9 protein-coding genes and 1 pseudogene are annotated in these 17,703 nt (G+C 74.3%); 2 read left to right on the top strand and 8 right to left on the bottom strand.

Annotation, left to right across the window (positions count from 1 at the left end; translation table 11 throughout):
- Window positions 1-436 precede the first annotated feature (436 nt).
- Window positions 437-739 carry a chorismate mutase gene (locus tag ACOBQU_RS15285; protein ID WP_423627452.1) on the top strand — a complete coding sequence of 101 codons (303 nt, stop codon included), beginning with the start codon at window positions 437-439 and terminating at the stop codon, window positions 737-739.
- Between the two features lie 905 nt (window positions 740-1,644).
- Here ACOBQU_RS15285 and ACOBQU_RS15290 read toward each other — a convergent pair.
- Together ACOBQU_RS15290 and ACOBQU_RS15295 are read right to left on the bottom strand one after the other, a co-directional pair.
- Window positions 1,645-2,493, bottom strand: a complete 849-nt coding sequence (locus tag ACOBQU_RS15290) for a hypothetical protein (protein WP_423627454.1) — start codon at window positions 2,491-2,493, stop codon at window positions 1,645-1,647.
- 189 nt (window positions 2,494-2,682) lie between these two features.
- Window positions 2,683-3,078: a hypothetical protein gene (locus tag ACOBQU_RS15295; RefSeq protein WP_423627456.1), complete on the bottom strand. Its 396-nt coding sequence runs from the start codon at window positions 3,076-3,078 to the stop codon at window positions 2,683-2,685.
- A 384-nt stretch (window positions 3,079-3,462) separates the two neighbouring features.
- Here ACOBQU_RS15295 and ACOBQU_RS15300 point away from each other — a divergent pair, with 384 nt between their 5' ends.
- Window positions 3,463-4,674 carry a hypothetical protein gene (locus ACOBQU_RS15300; RefSeq protein ID WP_423627458.1) on the top strand — a complete coding sequence of 404 codons (1,212 nt, stop codon included), beginning with the start codon at window positions 3,463-3,465 and terminating at the stop codon, window positions 4,672-4,674.
- A 128-nt stretch (window positions 4,675-4,802) separates the two neighbouring features.
- Here ACOBQU_RS15300 and ACOBQU_RS15305 read toward each other — a convergent pair whose 3' ends face one another.
- The 6 genes and pseudogenes from ACOBQU_RS15305 to ACOBQU_RS15330 form a co-directional block, all read right to left on the bottom strand.
- A complete protein-coding gene (locus tag ACOBQU_RS15305; RefSeq protein ID WP_423627460.1) occupies window positions 4,803-6,749 on the bottom strand; it encodes a GMC oxidoreductase in 1,947 nt (648 codons plus the stop codon).
- 100 nt (window positions 6,750-6,849) lie between these two features.
- Window positions 6,850-8,478, bottom strand: a complete 1,629-nt coding sequence (locus tag ACOBQU_RS15310) for a succinic semialdehyde dehydrogenase (protein ID WP_423627462.1) — start codon at window positions 8,476-8,478, stop codon at window positions 6,850-6,852.
- Between the two features lie 403 nt (window positions 8,479-8,881).
- Window positions 8,882-10,582, bottom strand: a complete 1,701-nt coding sequence (locus ACOBQU_RS15315; protein ID WP_423627464.1) for a serine/threonine-protein kinase — start codon at window positions 10,580-10,582, stop codon at window positions 8,882-8,884.
- A gap of 209 nt (window positions 10,583-10,791) precedes the next feature.
- Window positions 10,792-12,513 carry a protein kinase domain-containing protein gene (locus tag ACOBQU_RS15320; RefSeq protein ID WP_423627466.1) on the bottom strand — a complete coding sequence of 574 codons (1,722 nt, stop codon included), beginning with the start codon at window positions 12,511-12,513 and terminating at the stop codon, window positions 10,792-10,794.
- A 144-nt stretch (window positions 12,514-12,657) separates the two neighbouring features.
- Window positions 12,658-14,319 carry a protein kinase domain-containing protein gene (locus ACOBQU_RS15325; RefSeq protein ID WP_423634511.1) on the bottom strand — a complete coding sequence of 554 codons (1,662 nt, stop codon included), beginning with the start codon at window positions 14,317-14,319 and terminating at the stop codon, window positions 12,658-12,660.
- A 317-nt stretch (window positions 14,320-14,636) separates the two neighbouring features.
- Window positions 14,637-17,590: pseudogene (locus ACOBQU_RS15330) on the bottom strand (protein kinase).
- Window positions 17,591-17,703: the final 113 nt, after the last annotated feature.

Here is a 17,703-nt window from a genome sequence, read left to right on the forward strand (position 1 = left end):
GTGTGCCGGGGTGGGGGCGCGGGGGTGTCCTCGGGGTGTGCCGTGGTTGCCGCGGGGGGGGCGTGTGGGCGTCGGGTTCCTGTCGGGTTCCCTTGCGCCGCCGTCCGCCGTCCGCCCCCCGTCGCCCGCCCTCCGCCGTCCGCCGTCCGCCCCGGGGCTGCGCCCCCGCCGACGGGGGCGCTGAAGCCGACGGGCGGCGCTGAAGCGGCGCGCGTTTGACCGGGAGCCGGTGGCTGCGGGCATACTGGGCGGGTGACCAAGCACCTCAGCTTCCTCTTTACCTATGGCATCCGGCCCGCCGGCTGCCATGGTCGAGCTGCTTGATCTCCTGACAAGCGACTTCCAGGCGCCCCGGGCCGTACGGCCCGGGGCGCCTGTCGTCTCCGGACCTGTCGCCCGGGGCACCCCGCCACCCGATTCCAGCGAGGAGCCCCGCATGACCACCAGCACGCAGACCGCCACGCCCGCCGAGAAGACCGGCGCCCGCACCACCGAGGCCGCGGAGCTGATCGGTACCGCCCGTGAGCGGATCGATGTGCTCGACGACCGGATCATTGGTCTGGTCCAGGAGCGGATGGCCGTCTCCGCCGTCATCCAGGAGGCCCGCATCGGGTCGGGCGGGCGGCGCGTGAACCTCTCGCGCGAGATGGAGGTCCTCAGCCACTACCGGGACGCACTCGGCAAGCCCGGCACCGCCCTCGCCATGACGCTGCTCGAACTGTGCCGGGGCCGCGTCTGACCCCCGGCGGGCACAGGCCCCCGCCGGGCACAGGCCCCGCCGGGCACGGGCGGCACCCCCGCGCCCGGCCGCGCGGGGGCCCGGCGGAACCACTGCGCCACGGACCTGAGTTCGGATCGCTTCTCACCCGTACGGCGCGTGACCGGGTTCCGACGGGCTTCGTTGGTCCCGGTGTGTCCGCGCCAGCCAGGGGCGGGCCCGAAAGAACCACGCGTGGCTCCGCTGGGGCGATGAGGCGTACGGCACGTCCGTGCGCCGTGGGACCTCGCCCCAGAGACGTGACCGGACGGCAGGGGACAGCAGCCCGGTCACCCAGGGAACGGTCGGCTCCGGGGACGCCCGGGGTCGATCGGCCAGTCCCCACCGGATTCCCTGCACTTCCGGATCCGTCCGGGCACCTTTCCGATCCATTCGGATCTGCATTCGGATCTCCGCTCAGACGGTCTTCCAGACCTTCTTCCAGACCTCCTGTCGGATCTCCTTCCGGATTTCGTTCCGCTCTCCCGATCCCGCAGCTCCCCCGCACCCCTTTCCGCGCGGCCTGCCTCCGCTTCGCGGATTCGGGGCCCGGGTGCCGCTCCGGGCGCTGCAGACGGTGGCATCCGGATGTAGTCGAAACGGTTGCGCGGGGAACCGGCCATCCTCCACGATGCCTAGAGGGCAGGCGGCAAACGCCGCTTTCCGCACCGTCATTGCCATTGGTCTAATCCAGACACGCTCCCCGGCGCGCCGGGTGGACCACCGGCACACGAGAACCAGGCGGCGTACTCCCCCGGCGCCGCCCGAAGCATCGGCGCTGCCCTGACGTCGATGCTGACGGCCAAGGGCCCCGCGGATCCGTCCCGCGGGGCCCTTCGCTCTGCGCGGCGCCGCGCAGAGCGACCGGCGCCCTCTCCCGCTCGCCCCTACTTGAGCTTCTTGAGCTGTGCGTCCACGACCGCCGTCGGGATCGTGGGCTCGTCGTCCGCCTTCGCCGTCCCGGGCAGGTCGGGGCCGCCCGGGTTCTCCGCGCGGCTCTGCTCGTCGTTGGCCACGCTCTCGGGGTCGTACTGGTTCGACGCGGCGAAGGAGACGAGGGTCACGCCCTTGCGTACGACGGTGACGGTGTTGCGCCGCTGGAACTGCTGCTCGCGGCTGCCCATCCTGTACGCGACCGCCTCGTCGCCCTTGTCCGGCGCGGGCAGCGCGGTGACGCCGCTGAAGCGCAGGCCGCCGGAGCGGAAGGAGCCGCACGGGTTCGCCCGCGTCGCCGTACGCACCTCCCGCAGCGCCTGCCGGGCGGCGCCCTCGTCGGCGTACGCGAAGAGCTGAACGTCCGTCGTCGCGGCGTCCGCGTCGGACGTGGCCACGACCGTGCGGCTGACGCGGGCCTTCGCCTTCGGCGGGGTCACGGAGGCCAGCACGTCCCAGAGCGGGCGGCAGACGGACGGCTTCACCGGGGCACCGGCCGACGCGGCCTCCACGGCGGACTCCTCCTTGCGGCCCACCGCGTAGCCGTCGACGTCGCCCTTCGCCAGGGCCGACGCCGCGAGCCTCCGCGCCGCGGGCGAGCCCTCGTCGGCGCCCCCGCCGGAACCGCCGGGACCGCCGGAACCGCCGCCCGGCCCCTCCGGCTTCGCCTGCGCCGTCGACGACGTGCCACCGTCGCGGCCGCCGTCGCCGCCGTCCCCGTCACCCTCGCCGCACGCGGCGGTCAGACCCAACGCCGCCGCGACCGAGACCGTCACCACGACACGCGACACAGCTGACTTCACGTTCCCCCTGCTTTCACCTTGCACGCCCACGCCCTGCTGCCCGTAGACCTCGTAGGCGTCGTAAACCTCGTGGGCCTCATGGAACTCCTGGATGCGGAGTCACCCGCACCACTTCTACGACTGAAGATCCACGCCCGCGGTTCCACCGCACCGGCGGCAAAGAGGGAGGGAGAGGGAAGGAGAAGAGGGCTACCAGGCCCAGAACCGGTACGGGCCCAGGAGGGCGATGGCGAGGATCATGCAGCCCACGACGATCACCACGCTGCGCACCTGGCGCCAGCGCTCGGACCGCTCCGAACGCAACCGCGGCCCCGTGGGCGCGGCGCGCCACTCGTCGGGGCGCCAGGGCGCCGCAGCCTCCTCCTTGCGGCGGCGGCGCCTGCGCCCCAAGGTGCCCTCGGCCTCCTTGCGCGCCGCCTGCTCGTCCAGGCGGCGCAGCCGGTCGGCCACCATGCGCGCCCGCGCGGACGGTTCCTTCGGCGCGGAGGCGCGGATGTCCCGCTCGCTGTCCTCCGCGAACTTCCGCCACACCTCGTCGGGTATGGACGCCTCGTCGTCGGGCTCACGCGGCGACTGCACGGACACTTACGCCCCCTCCCCCGCCCGGATCCCCCACGGCGGGTTCCCTGTGGATGCCTTCTGGATCTGGATGCCTGCTGGGTTCCATCTCGCTTGCAAACGGGGGAAGTTCTACGGCACCCCACCGAGGGCGCACAAGGCAAGTCTTCCCACAACCTCCAAACATGTGACCCAAGCCACATAAATATTCCGTGAGTTCGCCTACAACCATTCACAGCAAACACAAGTCATGCATGCGTAACTATGGCCGCTCCCGCGCTCCGGCGGGGTGGGCCCCCACTCCGTGCCGCGTGGCCACGCGCGGTGCGCCGGACTCCCGAGGTCGTCATGAAGCTTCGCCGCGCACTGTCCGTCGCAGCCGCGACGGCCGCCATCGCTCCCCTCGCACTGTTGTCCGCCCCGGCCGCGCTCGCGACTGAGGGCGGCACCACGACGCCCGGCGCGAGTGCCAACGAGACCCCGGCGCCCGCCGACAAGCCCGCGGACCCCGGCACTCCGGGCGCCCCCGAGGACCCGGCCGACCCGGACGCCCCTGCCAACCCGGACGACCCGTCCCGCCCGAACCCGGGCGACCCGCAGAAGCCCGGCGACAAGCCGGGTGACCCCGGCACCCCCGGCGACCCCCAGAAGCCGTCCGACGGCAAGCCCGGGGAGAAGCCCGGCGGCAAGCCGGGCGAGCCCGGCACACCCGGCGACCCGGGCACCGACCCCGACGGCAAGCCCGGCACCGAACCCGGCGACAAGCCCGGCGGGAAGCCCGGCGCCAAGCCCGGCAACGGGGACGGCGAGGACGAGGGCGAGGAAGACCCCTCCCTTGAGCCGTGCGAGCCCGACGGCGACACCGACGGCGACACCGACAACGACAACGACAACGACAACGGCGAGGACCTCGGCAACGACCTCGAACTCGAACTCGACGGCCTCCCCGGCAGGATCGCCGCGGGCAGCGGCTGGCACGAGTTCACGCTGACCGCGACCAACGTCGGCGACGACGACCTCGGCGAGGTCAACTGGCTGGTGGCCGCGGACAACTTCTCCGAGAGCGAGGACGAGCAGGACTGGCTGAGCACCTACGCGCGCGTCCAGTTCTACGACCCCGCCGCCAAGGGCTGGAAGTCCATCGTCGACGAGGCCGCCAACGGCACCTACTTCGACTCGACCACGCTCGGCGCCAGCCAGCAGGTCGAGCTGAAGCTGCGCCTCAGCATCAGCGCCAAGGCCCCCGCGGGCCCGGGCTACGCGCTCGGCTTCGGCGGGTACGTGGACGAGGAGCTGGAGTGCGTGCACAGCTCGTTCTCGTACTTCGACTTCACGGTCGAGAAGGCGGGCAGCTCCATCGACTACCCGGGCGAGGCGGTGCCGCTGCCCGACAAGCCCGCCCCGCGCCCCCGGCCCAGGCCGCAGGGCGGCATCAAGCCGGTGAGCCAGGCCAAGGACGACACCGCCCCCACCAGCAGCACCCCGCCGTCCGGCAGCCTCGCCCAGACCGGCTCCAGCTCCATGCTGCCGACGCTCGGCATCGTCGGCGGCGCCGCCGTGGCCGTGGGCGCGGGCACCGTCTACGTGGTGCGCCGCCGTGGTAACTCGGACGCCACCGCGTAACGCGCCCCGCGCGCGGGTGTGACACGAGACCACCGCAAGACGCGAAGGACCTGCACTCGGAGGGGGGTGCAGGTCCTTTCGCCATCCCGGCCCGGACGGCGGCGTCACGGACGTACGGCGGCGAGGCCTCACCCCTTGGGCGGCACCACAGGCACCCCCAGGAACGGCAGCCTCAGCGCGCCGAACGCGCCCGCCGGGACCACCGGCGCCTTCGGCTCGACCGGCGCGATCCGCGCGTACGCCGCGCCCGGCGCCGGACGGGGGTCCGCGCCGCCCTTGTTCGGCCAGAACGCCATGGCGCGCTCGGCCTGCGCGGTGATGGTCAGGGACGGGTTCACGCCCAGGTTCGCGGAGACCGCGGAACCGTCGACGACGCTGATCCCGGGGTGCCCGTAGAGGCGGTGGTAGGGGTCGATGACGCCCGTGGCCGCCGAGTCGCCGATCGGGCAGCCGCCCAGGAAGTGCGCGGTCAGCGGGGTGCCCATCAGCTCGCCGACGTTGGAGCCCGCGAAGCCGTTGATCTCCTCGGCGATGAGGCTCGCGGCGCGGGTGGCCTCCGGGATCTGGTCCGGGTTGGGCGCCCCATGCCCCTGACGGGCCGTCAGCAGGCCTTTGCCGAGGCCCTTCTCCTTGCGGTACGTGGTCAGGGAGTTGTCCAGGGTCTGCATGACCAGGCCGATGATGGTCCGCTCCGACCAGCGGCGGTTGGACAGGGAGCGCAGGGTGAGCAGCGGGTGGCGGGCGGAGTTGGCCAGCCATCCGGCGACGCGCGCCTTGCCGCCCTTGGCGGTGTACGGGACCTGGAGGATGGTCAGGCCGCCCATCGCGTTGGACTTCCTGCCGTAGCGGACGGGCTCGATGTGGGTGGTGTCGTTGGGGTGGATGGACGAGGTGATGGCCACGCCCCGGGTGAAGTCGGCGCGGGGTCCCATCGTGTGGCCGTGGCGCTTGCGGTAGCGGCGGTCGCTGGTCTGGGCGCCCACCAGCGCCTCGGAGTTGGTGCGGGTCAGCTCGCCGAGGCGGGGCGAGATACGGGGCAGCAGGCCGCTGTCCTTCATGCGGTGCAGCAGGGTCTGGGTGCCGTAGGTGCCCGCGGCGAGGACGACGCGGCGGGCCCGGAAGGTGCGGCCCCGGCCGCGGCGCTTGTTGTCGGTGGGCAGGGTGCCCACCGCGTAGCCGCCCCGGGAGTCCTCGGTGAGCGTGACGACGGAGGTCATCGGGTGGATGACGGCACCGGCCTTCTCGGCGAGGTAGAGGTAGTTCTCGGTGAGGGTGTTCTTCGCGCCGTGGCGGCAGCCCGTCATGCACTCGCCGCACTCGGTGCAGGCCCTGCGGGCGGGCCCGGCACCGCCGAAGTACGGGTCGGGAACTTCCGCGCCGGGCCCGGCCGTTGACTCACCGGTGGCGTCGCGCCCGTCACCGAAGAAGACGCCGACCGGCGCCATGTGGAAGCTGTCGCCCACCCCCATGGCCTCGGCGGCAGCCTTGAGATGCACGTCGGAGGGGGTGGTCGTGGGGTTGAGCCGCACGCCCAGCATGCGCTTGGCCTGCTCGTAGTAGGGACCCAGCTCGTCCTGCCAGTCCGTGATGTCCTTCCACTGCGGATCGTTGAAGAACGCCGCAGGGGGCACGTAGAGCGTGTTCGCGTAGTTCAGCGACCCTCCGCCCACGCCCGCGCCCGCCAGGACCATCACGTTGCCCAGCAGATGGATGCGCTGGATGCCGTAGAGGCCGAGCGCCGGTGCCCAGAGGTAGTTCTTCAGGTCCCAGGAGTTCTTCGGGAGCGTCTCACGCGTGAAGCGTCGGCCCGCTTCGAGTACGGCGACGCGATAGCCCTTCTCCGTGAGGCGCAGGGCGGACACGGAGCCGCCGAAGCCGGACCCGATGACGATGACGTCGTAGTCGTAGTCGTAGTCGTAGTCGTAGCCGTGGTCGTAGTCGTGGTCGTGGTCGCAGCCGTGGCCGTCGCTGTCCGCGCTGCCCGCGCTGTCTGCCTTGTCTGCCCTGGCTGCCCTGACTGTGCTGTCGGCCCTGACCGGGCTGCCCGCGCTCCGGGCAGAGTTCTCCTGTGGCATTGGCTCTCCTCGGTGCGAGTTGGAACCGTGGACCGTCCGTGGCTGGGCGCGCCCACGCGGCGGGGCCGCCCGCGGGCACGGCCCCGCGCCCCTTGGGGGCTCAGCGCAGGCGCAGTGCCTTCATCACCCTCAGGCTCGCCGTCATGAACGCCGCGTACTTCTCGTCGTCCATGCCGAACGACGGGGCCAGCGGAAGCAGCCGCTGGTGGGCGACGGTCTGCGCCTCGGTGTACTTGAGGATGCCCTCGGCGCCGTGGCGGCGGCCGAGGCCCGAGTCCTTCATGCCGCCCATCGGCGACTGCACGCTGCCGTAGGCGGGCGCGTAGCCCTCGTTGATGTTGACGGTGCCGGTGCGCAGGCGGGCGGCGAGGGCGCGGCCGCGCTTGCCGTCCTTCGTCCACACGGAGGAGTTCAGGCCGTAGGGCGTGGCGTTGGCCAGCTCGACCGCCTCGTTCTCGTCGGTGAAGCGGTAGATCGAGACGACCGGGCCGAAGGTCTCCTCCGTGCACACGGCCATGGGCGGCTCGACGCCGTCCAGGATGGTGGGCTCGTAGAAGTACGGGCCGATGTCGGGCCGGGGCGTGCCGCCCGCGACGAGCGTGGCGCCCTTGGCGACGGCCTCCTCGACGTGCCGCTTCGTCGTCTCCCACTGCCGCTCGCCGACCAGCGAGCCCATCTCGGCGCCGTACGCGAGACAGCGGCCGAGGCGCATCGCCTTGGTCTTCGCCGCGAACCGCGCCACGAAGGCGTCCGCGATCGACTCGTGGACGTACAACCGCTCGATGGAGATGCACAGTTGGCCCGCGGACGAGAAGCAGGCGCGCACCGCGCCCGCGGCGGCCTTCTCCACGTCGGCGTCGTGCAGCACCAGCATGGCGTTCTTGCCGCCGAGTTCGAGGGAGACGCCCACGAGCCGGGCCGCGGCGCCCTGGGCGACCTCGCGGCCGGTGCGGGTGGAGCCGGTGAAGGAGACGTAGTCGGCGTGCCGGACGACCTCGGGGCCGATGACCGGGCCGTCGCCGAGGACGACCTGGAAGGCCTCGGCGGGCAGCCCCGCCTCGACGATCAGGTCCCGCGCCCACAGCGCGGTCAGGGCGGTCTCCGTGTCGGGCTTCATCACCAGCGCGTTGCCCGCGACGAGGGCGGGCAGGGCGTCGCCGATGGACAGTTCGAGGGGGTAGTTCCAGGGTGCGATCTGGCCGACGACGCCGCGCGGCTGGCGCAGCTCGGTGACCTTCGTCAGGGTCGGTACGACGCCGGTGTGCCGCTTGGGGTTCAGATACGCGGCGGCGCGGCGGCCGTAGTGGCGGGCCGCGACGGCGACGGCCTGGATCTCCTCGTGCGCGTGCAGCCGGGCCTTGCCGGTCTCCAGCTGGATCAGGTCGAGCGCCTCGGCCTGGCGCTGGAGCAGCAGGTCGTGGAAGCGCAGCAGGACCGCGGCGCGCTGCCGCACCGGTGTCCTGGACCAGGCGATCTGCGCCGTGCGGGCGCGCTCAAAGGCGGTGGCGACGTCCTCGGGCGTGGACTCGGGCAGGTCGGCCAGCTTCTCGCCGGTGAACGGCGTGTGGTTGGCGGTGCGGCCGGAGCCGAGCACGCCTCGGGTGAGCTGGGCGACGAGTTCGGGCGTGACCACGTCGGCGGCGGTGCGGGTGCCCGCGGGGGTCGGGGCGGTCGGGTTGGTGCCGGTGCCGGTGCCGTGGGGTGCCGCGGGGGCCTGCGAGTCCGTCATGCCGGTGAGGGTATGCCTGCGCGGGCGCTTTGGGTACCCATGGGTAACGAGGTTTCACCGGGCGCTCACATGGCGCCAGTGATTGCTGGCGGTGAAGTGGCTGATCAGGGGGTTCTTGGGGGGGTGGGGGTGTCCGCCGCCGCGTGGCCCCCAATCCCGCCCCTTTCCCGAAACCAGGGGCTGCCGCCCCTGGCACCCCGCCTCCATCGCCGCTCCGCGGCTCGTCCTCAAACGCCGGACGGGCTTGATCCATCGCGCTCCGCGCTCGTCCTCAAACGCCGGACGGGCTACATCAGTCGTGGCGGGGGGAGGGGCGTCGGGGGCGCGTGGAGGGGGAGCCTGTCCGGCGTTTGAGGACGAGGCGCGGTGCGCCGAGGGGGCGGTGCGAGGCGCCCCCGCCAGGTTAAGGCTTGGCGATGCGCAAGTTGTCGATGGCCTTCCGGGCCACCTCCCGGCCGCGCTCCGTGAAGTCGCTCTTCGCCGGGTAGTCAATCCACAGCTTGTACATGTCGCCGGACTTGGTGCGGTAGTAGAAGATCCGGGCCTCGCGCGGGTAGGTGATCTCGCTCTCCTTGTTCACGTACGGGATGAGGTTCTCCGCGGACTGGCTGCCCTCGTAGTCGCCCTGCGTGGTCTTCGTGCCGCTGCCCAGTTCGTCGGGGCTCAGGCCGCCGACCGAACCGCCGTCCTGAAGGGCCTTCATGTCCTCGTACGCCTCGGCCATCGAGGTGCCCGCGATGGCGTTCATGCTGTCCTCGGACTTCTTGTCCAGGGAGAGCGTCACCGACACCGCGCCGCTGGTGTCCCGGTAGGTGACCCAGTGCTCCTTCGCCGTGGAACCGGGGTCGGGCAGCGACGTGACGTACCCCTCCGGCACCGAGACGGTGGCGCCGAGGCCCTTCGCCTCCTTCTCCTGCCAGGTGCCGGAGTCCGAGCCCCCGAACGGGTTCACCGCGACCAGCACGCCCGCCGCCACCGCCGCCACGACCACGCCCCCGACGGCCGCGAGCGCCTTGGGGCCGAGGAACACGCCCTTGCCGCGCGGAGCGGTGTCGCCCGGGGCCGTGATCACCTGGGTGGGCGGGGGCTGCGGGGGCCTCGCCGCCTCCTCCAGGAGCGCCCGGACCCGCGCGGCGTCCGGGCGGTGGGCCGGGTCCTTGTGCAGCAGGCCGTTGATGGCGTCGGCGAGCGGGCCCTGCGCGGACGCGGGCGCCGCGGGCGTGGCGTTGAGGACGGACTGGAGCGTCGCGGGCGTGTTGTTGCGGCGGAACGGCGACACGCCCTCCGTCGCCGCGTACAGCACGACGCCGAGCGACCACAGGTCGGACGCCGGTCCCGGGCGCTGCCCGAGGACCCGCTCCGGGGCGATGAACTCGGGCGAGCCGACGAAGCCGCCGGTGTCCGTCAGGTTCGTCTCGCCCTCGATCTGGGCGATGCCGAAGTCGGTGAGGACGACGCGGTCGTGGTTGCCGAGCAGCACGTTGTCCGGCTTCACGTCGCGGTGCAGGATGCCCGCGGCGTGCGCGGCCTGGAGCGCGCCGAGGACTTCGAGCCCCACGCGTGCCGCCTCCCGCGCCCCCAGCGTGCCCTCGCGCAGCGCCGCCCCGAGCGAACGGCCCTGCACGAACTCCATGACGATCCACGGCTGGCCGTGCTCGACGACGACGTCGTGGACGTTCACCACCGCCGGGTGGTCGAGGCGCGCCGCGGCGCGCGCCTCGCGGCGCATCCGCTCGAAGGCGTTGGCCCGCTCCCGCTCCGGCAGGTGGTCGGGCACGCGCGGCTCCTTGACGGCCACCTCGCGGTCGACGGTCTCGTCCTTGGCCCGCCACACCGTGCCCATGCCGCCGTGGCCGAGCTTGGACAGCAGCCGGTACCGGCCGCCGACCAGCCGCCCCGCGCCCGGGTCGGCCTGGGTGGCCTGGGACTGGGCCTGGGCCTGGGCCTGGGCCTGGGCCTGGGCCTGGGCCTGGGCCTGCTGGTGCGGTACCACCTGCGTCGGGTCAGGGTACGAAGCGCCCGCGTCCTCCGGCGGGCGGGGCGGCTGGAGCCCGTAGCTGGTGGTCTCGTTCGGGCCGTGCACGGCTCCCCCGTCGTTGCTCATGCCTCATGCTTATCCCGCCAAGGCTGTCCGGTTCCAGTCGGGTCACGCACTTGTGACCGGGGTGATGCGGCGCGTGCGCCCCAGCGCCGTCCACCCCGTACCAGCGCCGTCCCCCAGCCCCGTACGAAAGCCCCGCAGGAAGCCCGTACGAAAGCCCCGTACGGAAGCCCCGTACGGAAGCCCTCGGCGAACCCGCCCGCCCCCGCCACTCACCGCCGCACGAACGTGTCCACCGCCGTGTCGAAGTGCCGCCGCGCCTCCCCGGCCCGCCGCAGCGGGGCCGACACCCACACCTCGTACCCCCGGCCGCCCTCCTCCCAGAAGACGTCGTATGTGCGCCGGGCGCCCTCGCCCGCGGTGCGGCCGTCGCTGGTGAACTGCCACAGGGCGGCGGGGCGGCCGTTGCGGGTGGTCTCGGTGACCGCGCCGTCGCGGTAGCCGGGGTGGCGGCGCGGGCCCTCGGCGTCGGCGCGGCGCTGCGCGGCGAGCGGCCCGCCCGGCCGGGGGCGGCCCGGCTCGACGGCGACGCGGACGGCGCCGTCCCGCGAGGAGTACAGGGTGCGCGGCCCGTCCGAGGCGCGGACGTACCCCCGGGGCACGGCGAACTCGAAGCCGCGCGGGTCCCTGGCGAGGCGGTAGCCGCGCGGGGCGTCGGGCGGCGAGGGGCGCACGGTGCCGGGGGTCTTGGTGACGGTCGAGGTGGCCGTGGGGCGCGGGGCGGCCGTCCCCTCACGGGTGCCCCCGGTGCCCTGCGAGGTGGTCGTGGTCGCGGCCGGGGCGCCGTCCCCGTCACGGCCGAGCAGCAGCGCCGCCGCCGACACCGCGCCGCCCGCCGCGGCCGCCACGAGCACCGCGGCGATCAGCATCGCCCGGCCCTGCCGCGCACTCAGCGGCCTCAGCGGCCTCGCGGCACGCGTGGCGCGCGTGGCGTACGCGGCGTACGGCGGCCGGGCCGCGCGCGGACGGCCCCCGGCGGCGGACGCGTTCCCCGGCGCGCCGGACAGCGGAGGGGGCAGCAGCGGCACGTCCCGCGGGGGCCGCGGCCGCAGCGCCGGGCGCAGCAGACCCGGCCCCGCCCGGTCCCCGGAGAGCCGTGGCATCGCGCCCGTCACCAGGTACGCCCGCAGCAGCCGCTCGGCCTGCGTCGCGTCGAGCCGCCGCTCCGGGTCGCGTTCGAGCAGCCCGAGGACCAGGGGCGCGAGGGGCTCGGCCGCGCGCGGGGGGCGGATCTCGTCGAAGACGACGGCGTGCAGCACCCCGCCGATGGAGTCCCGGTGGAAGGGCGACTCGCCGCTGACGACGGCGACCAGGAGCGCCCCGAGCGACCACAGGTCGGACGCGGGCCCGGTGCGCTCGCCGGACATCCGCTCCGGCGCGGTGTACTCGGGCGAGCCGACGAACGACTCGCCCTCCGTGAGCGTGGTCGCGCCCGACACCTTCGCGATGCCGAAGTCCGTGAGCACGACCCGGCCGGTGGCCTCTTCGAGGAGGACGTTCGCGGGCTTCAGATCGCGGTGCAGCACACCCGCGGCGTGTGCGGCGCGCAGCGCGCCGAGCAGGTCGAGGCCGATCCGCGCGGCGGCGTGCGGGCCGAGCGGCGCCCGCGCGACGCGCTCGGCGAGGGAGCCGCCGTCGATGAACTCCATGACGATGTACGGCCGTTCGTCGTGGACGACGACGTCGTGCACCACGATGATGTGCGGATGCCGCAACTGCGCCACCGCGCGCGCCTCGCGCAGCGTCCGCGCGCGCTGCCGCGCGGCCTCCTCGTCGGAGAGCGTCTCGTCGAGGGCGATCTCCTTGACGGCGACGCGGCGGCCGAGGAGCTGGTCGGTCGCGCGCCATACGACGCCCATGCCGCCGCGGCCAAGGCGCGCCTCCAGGCGGTAACGCCCGGCGATCACACGGGTGCTGTCACCCAGGCTCCCCATGCGGCCATCATGCCCCACAGGTAAGGTCACGGATCGTGTCAGCGGGGGCGAATCCGCGGGAACGGCCAGTTCAGGCCGGTGCCCGCGCGGGCGCGGGGCGGCACACGGGCGCGGGGCGCGTGTGCGCGGGGCGCCGCTCGGGGTTCACTCGCGCCAGCTGCGCAGCACGGCGTCGAACTGCTCCCGCGTGGTGTCCCAACTCCCCTCCGGCGCCGACATGTAGATGACGTACTCGACGCCGCCCCGGCTGAGGAACATCTGCGAGATCGCGCGCCGCGGACCCCTGGTCGTGTCGCTCGAACCGGCCGTCCAGCTGAACTCCCACAGCGCGCCGGGCTGGTCCCGGAAGGTGTTGGAGTTCAGGTGGAGCCGCCGGTAGCCGGGGAGCTTGAGCTGCTTCTCCAGGTCGAGCTGGTGCGCGTACGGGGAGTCGAACTCGGGGGTCCGGTCGATGCCGATGCGGACGAAGTGGCGGCCGTTGTCCGGGGTGTAGTCGATCTGGCTGCCGTCCACGCGGCGCTTCCAGCCCTTGGGCAGCATCAGGCTGAAGCCCTCCGCGTCCCGCGTGCGCACCCAGTCCTTGGGGATGCCGCCGACGAGCTTCCCGTCGTCCTTGCCCCCGCCCTTGCCGTCGTCCTTGCCTCCGCCCTTGCCGCCGGTCCCGGCACCGGTCCGGGCCTCGTCCTTCCCGCCGTCGTTCGCGTTGAGGTACGCGGCCACGCCACCGCCGCCGACGAGCAGCACGGCCGCGGCGAGCAGCGCGAGCGTCCGGCGCCGCCGGGGCCGGGCGGGCGGCGCCGGGTAGGGGGCCGCGGCGGTGGCCAGGGGGTGGGAGGCGGGGGCCTGGGCGTAGGAGGCGTGGGCCGGGGCCGCGCCGTGAGGACCCGGGACCGTGCCGTGGGGGCTCGGGGCCGTGCCGTACGGGGCGTTCTCCGGGCCCTGCGGCCGGGTGTGACCCCGCGTCGGCACATACGCCTGCGACCCGCTGGGCGGCCGCCCCTCCGCGGCCTCGGCGAGCATCTGCTCGGCTTCGTCCACGTCCGGGCGACTGGCCGGATCCTTGCGCAGCAGGGCCGCGATGACGGGTCCGAGCGGGCCCGCGTGGGCGGGCGGCGGAGGCTCCTCGGTCACCACGGCCTGCATGGTGCCGAGCGGAGAGGTGCGCCGGAACGGCGAGTTGCCCTCGACCGCCGTGTACAGGGTGGCGCCGAGCGCCCACAGGTCGGCCGCCGGGCCCGGGTCCCGGCCGCTGACGCGCTCCGGCGCCAGGTAGTCGACGGAACCCACGACCTCGCCGGTGCGGGTGATGGTCGCGTCGCCCTCGATCGCGGCGATGCCGAAGTCGGTGAGCAGCACCCGGCCGTCGTCGGAGAGCAGGACGTTGCCCGGTTTGATGTCGCGGTGCAGCACCCCGGCGGCGTGCGCGGCGCGCAGGGCGCGCAGCACCCACAGGCCGATCCGGGCGGCCTCGCGGGCCTCGACGCGGCCCTGGTCGCGCACGGCGTCGGCGAGCGAGCGCCCTTCGACCAGCTCCATCACGATCCACGGCCGGTCGTCGTACTCCAGGACGTCGTGGACGGTGACGACGGCCGAGTGGTTGATCTGCGCCTGGGCGCGGGCCTCGGTCTGGGTCCGCGTCAGGAGCACCGCGCGGTCGGCCTCCTGCACCCACTGTGCGGCCGTCAGTTCCTTGACGGCGACGGCCCGGTGCAGCACCTCGTCGCGGGCGCGCCACACGCGCCCCATGCCACCGGTGCCGATGGACTCGCCAAGGCGGTAGCGGCCGGCGAGGAGCAGGCCCTGCATCTGATTCACGTTTCCCCGCAGTTGGTCTGGACAGGGCCCAGATGGTTGACAGTGCCAGATTAAGGAGGCACCTGGGCGCGGGGAACGGCCGGGGGGCCTGGGAGACCGCACTGTGACGGAGTCGTCCCTACTTCCCCCGTACGGAACGGTCAGCTCCGGATATCCGTCCTCGCTGGACGGCTGGCCCGGCGCGCCGCCTTGACCTGCCCCACCGCCCGGCCCGGCCGTCCTGCCCCGTGACCGGCCGCCCTGCCCGTGGTCCGGCCGCCCTCCTTGGCGGCCCGGCCGTCCTGCCCCGTGGGCCCGGCGACGCGGCCCTACTTGGTGACCCGGTACGACTTCGACGCCTGCTCGTACAGCCGGGTCACCTCGTCCCGCTCGGCCTCGGGGCCGCGCACCTGCACCACGTGGTACTTCCCGCCCACGACCATCGCCAGGTTGCGTACGAAGACCTCGGTGCCGTCGGGCGCCTGCCAGGTGAACTGCCCCTCGGCCATGGTCCGGCCGCCCACGTCGACGCGGCGCAGCCCGCCGGACGTGGCCCACGTGGAGTCGCGGAACGGCTGGAGCTCGCGCTCGTCCTGCTTCTGGTACTTCATCGGGTCCGTGCCGTACTCGTCGGTGCCGTCCCTGCCGGGCACCACGAGCAGCTCGAACTTGCCGTGCGTGTACACCACCTGGCCGCGGCCGTTCATCGGCTGCCGGTCCCAGCCGTTGGCCACGGCGACGCGGAAGCCCTCCTCGTCCTTGCGCAGCGTGAAGCCGGACGCGACGTCGGGGTCGGTGGTCTGCGGCTCCTGCGAACCGGGGGTCGCGCCGGATGTCTTCTCATCGTCGTCGCCGCCCGGTGCGCCGTCCGGCTCCTCGTCGGACGTGTCGCCGGACCCGCCGCCGGGCTTGTCCCCGCGGTCGTCGGGCGCGGGGCTCACCTCGCCCGCGTTGCCCGTGCGGTCCGCGCCGCCGCCGTCGTCGTCCGCCTTCGGCATGAACACCATCGCGTACACCACGGCGGCCGTGAGGCCCGCGAGGATGACGATGAGCAGCGTCCGGCCGAGCGAGCGCGGCCCGCGCGCGGTCCGTGGCGCCCGCTCCGGGCGCGGCGCCTTCACCGGCCGGGTGTCCCGGGCGCGCTCCCGGCCGCGCTTGTGCCGCCCGTGGCCGCTGCCCGTGGGGACCGGGGCGGGCGGGCGGCGCTTGCGCACCACCTCGCCGCGGCGGCGCACGACGGGCAGCCTGCCGCCGTCGTACGGCGGGGCCGGGACCACGTGCGCACCCGCCTCCGGCTCGGGCGCGGACCGCACCAACGACCGCAGCCAGCCGCTCAGTTCCTCGAAGTCGATGCGCTCGGTCGGGTCCTGGCGCAGCAGCGACTCCACCACGGGCCGCAGCGGCCCGCACTCCTCGGCGAACGCGGGCGGCTCGGCACACACCATCTGCACCAGCTCGGCCGTGCTGTCCTCCGGGTACGGAGCGTGGCCCTGGACGGCGCGGAAGAGCAGCGCGCCGAGCGCCCACAGGTCGGTGGCGGGGCCGATGGGGGCGGCGAGCTGCCAGTTCTCGTGCACCGGCCCGGCCTGCTCGGGCGCCCAGCGCTCGGTGACCGCGCCGACGACGGTCATCCGCGCGTGCCGGGCCCGCTCCGCGGCGAGGGCGGTGGCGGGGCCGCGCCGGGGCCCGCGCTCCTGGGGGTCGCCCCAGCCGCCAGCCTCCGGGGTGTCGGGGGCGTCCGGGGTCTCAGGGGCTTCGGGAGCGCGCGCCGCTTCCGGGGCGGGGGCCTTGGTCAGGTCGGGGGCGGGGGCCCGGCGGCCCTGGGCCGGGAGCGCGGGCGGGCCGCCGCGCTCGGCGAGCCCGCGGACCTCGGGGGCGGCGCCCTGGGCGGGCGGGAGCTGCGGGGGCGTGCCTCGCGTCGGCGCGCCCTGGGCGGGGAGGCCGCCGCGCGGCACCGCCCCGTGCCACGGGGTGCGCTCCCGGCCGTTCCCCGGACCCCGTACGGGTCCGAGATCCGCCCCTGGTCGTCGGCGCCCTCGGGCCCGGCGTCCACCTCGACGTCCGCCCCGTTCACCCGCGCCGCGGCGGCCCGCGCCGCGCCCGCGCGGTACGCGGCGAACGCACCGGCGCGCGCCGCTCGCGCATCCTGCTCGACCGCCCCGTAGGGCTCCCCCGCCCCCCGGGACGCGGAGCCCGCGTACGGCTCGGACTCCCCGTACGACGGGGCCTTTCCGTACGGCTCGGACGCACCGTAGGCCTCGGACCCCTCGTACGGCTCGGACGCACCATGGGCCTCGGACCCCCCGTACGCCCCCGAGTCCCCGTACGGCGCGGACTTCCCGTACGCATCAGACTCCCCGTACGAACCAGCCTCGCCGTACGCGGCCTCGTCCCCGCCCCCGTCCCTGTCCCCGTGCTCGCGCCCGTCTCCATACGCGTCGTCTCCGTACGCGTCGTCTCCGTACGCGTCGTCTCCGTACGCGTCGTCTCCGTACGCGTCGTCGCCGTACGCGTCCCCCTCCGGCCCCCCGAAGTCCTCCTCGCCCCCCTCGTACCGCTCCCCCTCGTCGGGCCCCCCGGCCTGAGGGCCCGTGGCGGTGAAGCCGGAGAAGTCGTCCTCCTCGGGGCGCGGGTCGTAGCCGCACAGGGCCTCCTCGGCGGCGCCCGCCGCGAGGCCCGTGAGGAGTACGCGGCCGTCGTCGCACACCAGCACCGTGCGCGCGGTGATGTTGCGGTGGACCCAGCCGTGCGCGTGCAGCACGCGCAGCGCGGTCACCACGTCGGCGGCGACCTCCGCCGCCCGGAACGGGTTCAGCGGCTTGTCGGCCAGGAGCGCCGCCAGCGGCCGGGCCGCGACCAGCTCGCTGACGATCCACAGCGAACCGTCCTCCGCGAACACGTCGAAGACCTGGTCCAGGCGCGGATGGTCGGGGATGCGCGCGGCGGCCTGCGCGGCCTCCACGGCCCGGCGCACGGCCGGATCGCTGGGCCTGCGCGTGGCCCGCGACGCCGGGCGGCCCGCGCCCCGGCTCCCCGGGCGGCCCGCGCTGCGGAAGCCGTCGGGCAGCCCGCCCGGCAGCACGTCGCTCAGGTCACCGTCGCCGAACCCCTCGTCGCCGACCACCTCCGCGTCCACGACCTCGGGCAACGGCACCTGCCTGACCAGGACTTCCTGACCGCTGTAGGTGTCGAAGGCGCGGGTCTCGGCGAGTTCGTACGCGTCCGCCGGGGGCAGCGGCAGGCGGTAGCGGTCGGCGAGCACCCGTCCCGCATAGTCGTCCACGATGCCTCCCCCAACCGCCCGGTGGTCAATTCCGTTCGTTTTACGGCTCGTTGCGGCTGCTTACCCTCCGCAAGCACTCACGATACGTGCCAGCGCCCGAACGTAATGAGGGG

The organism is Streptomyces sp. G45 (assembly GCF_049542095.1).
Classification (GTDB): domain Bacteria; phylum Actinomycetota; class Actinomycetes; order Streptomycetales; family Streptomycetaceae; genus Streptomyces.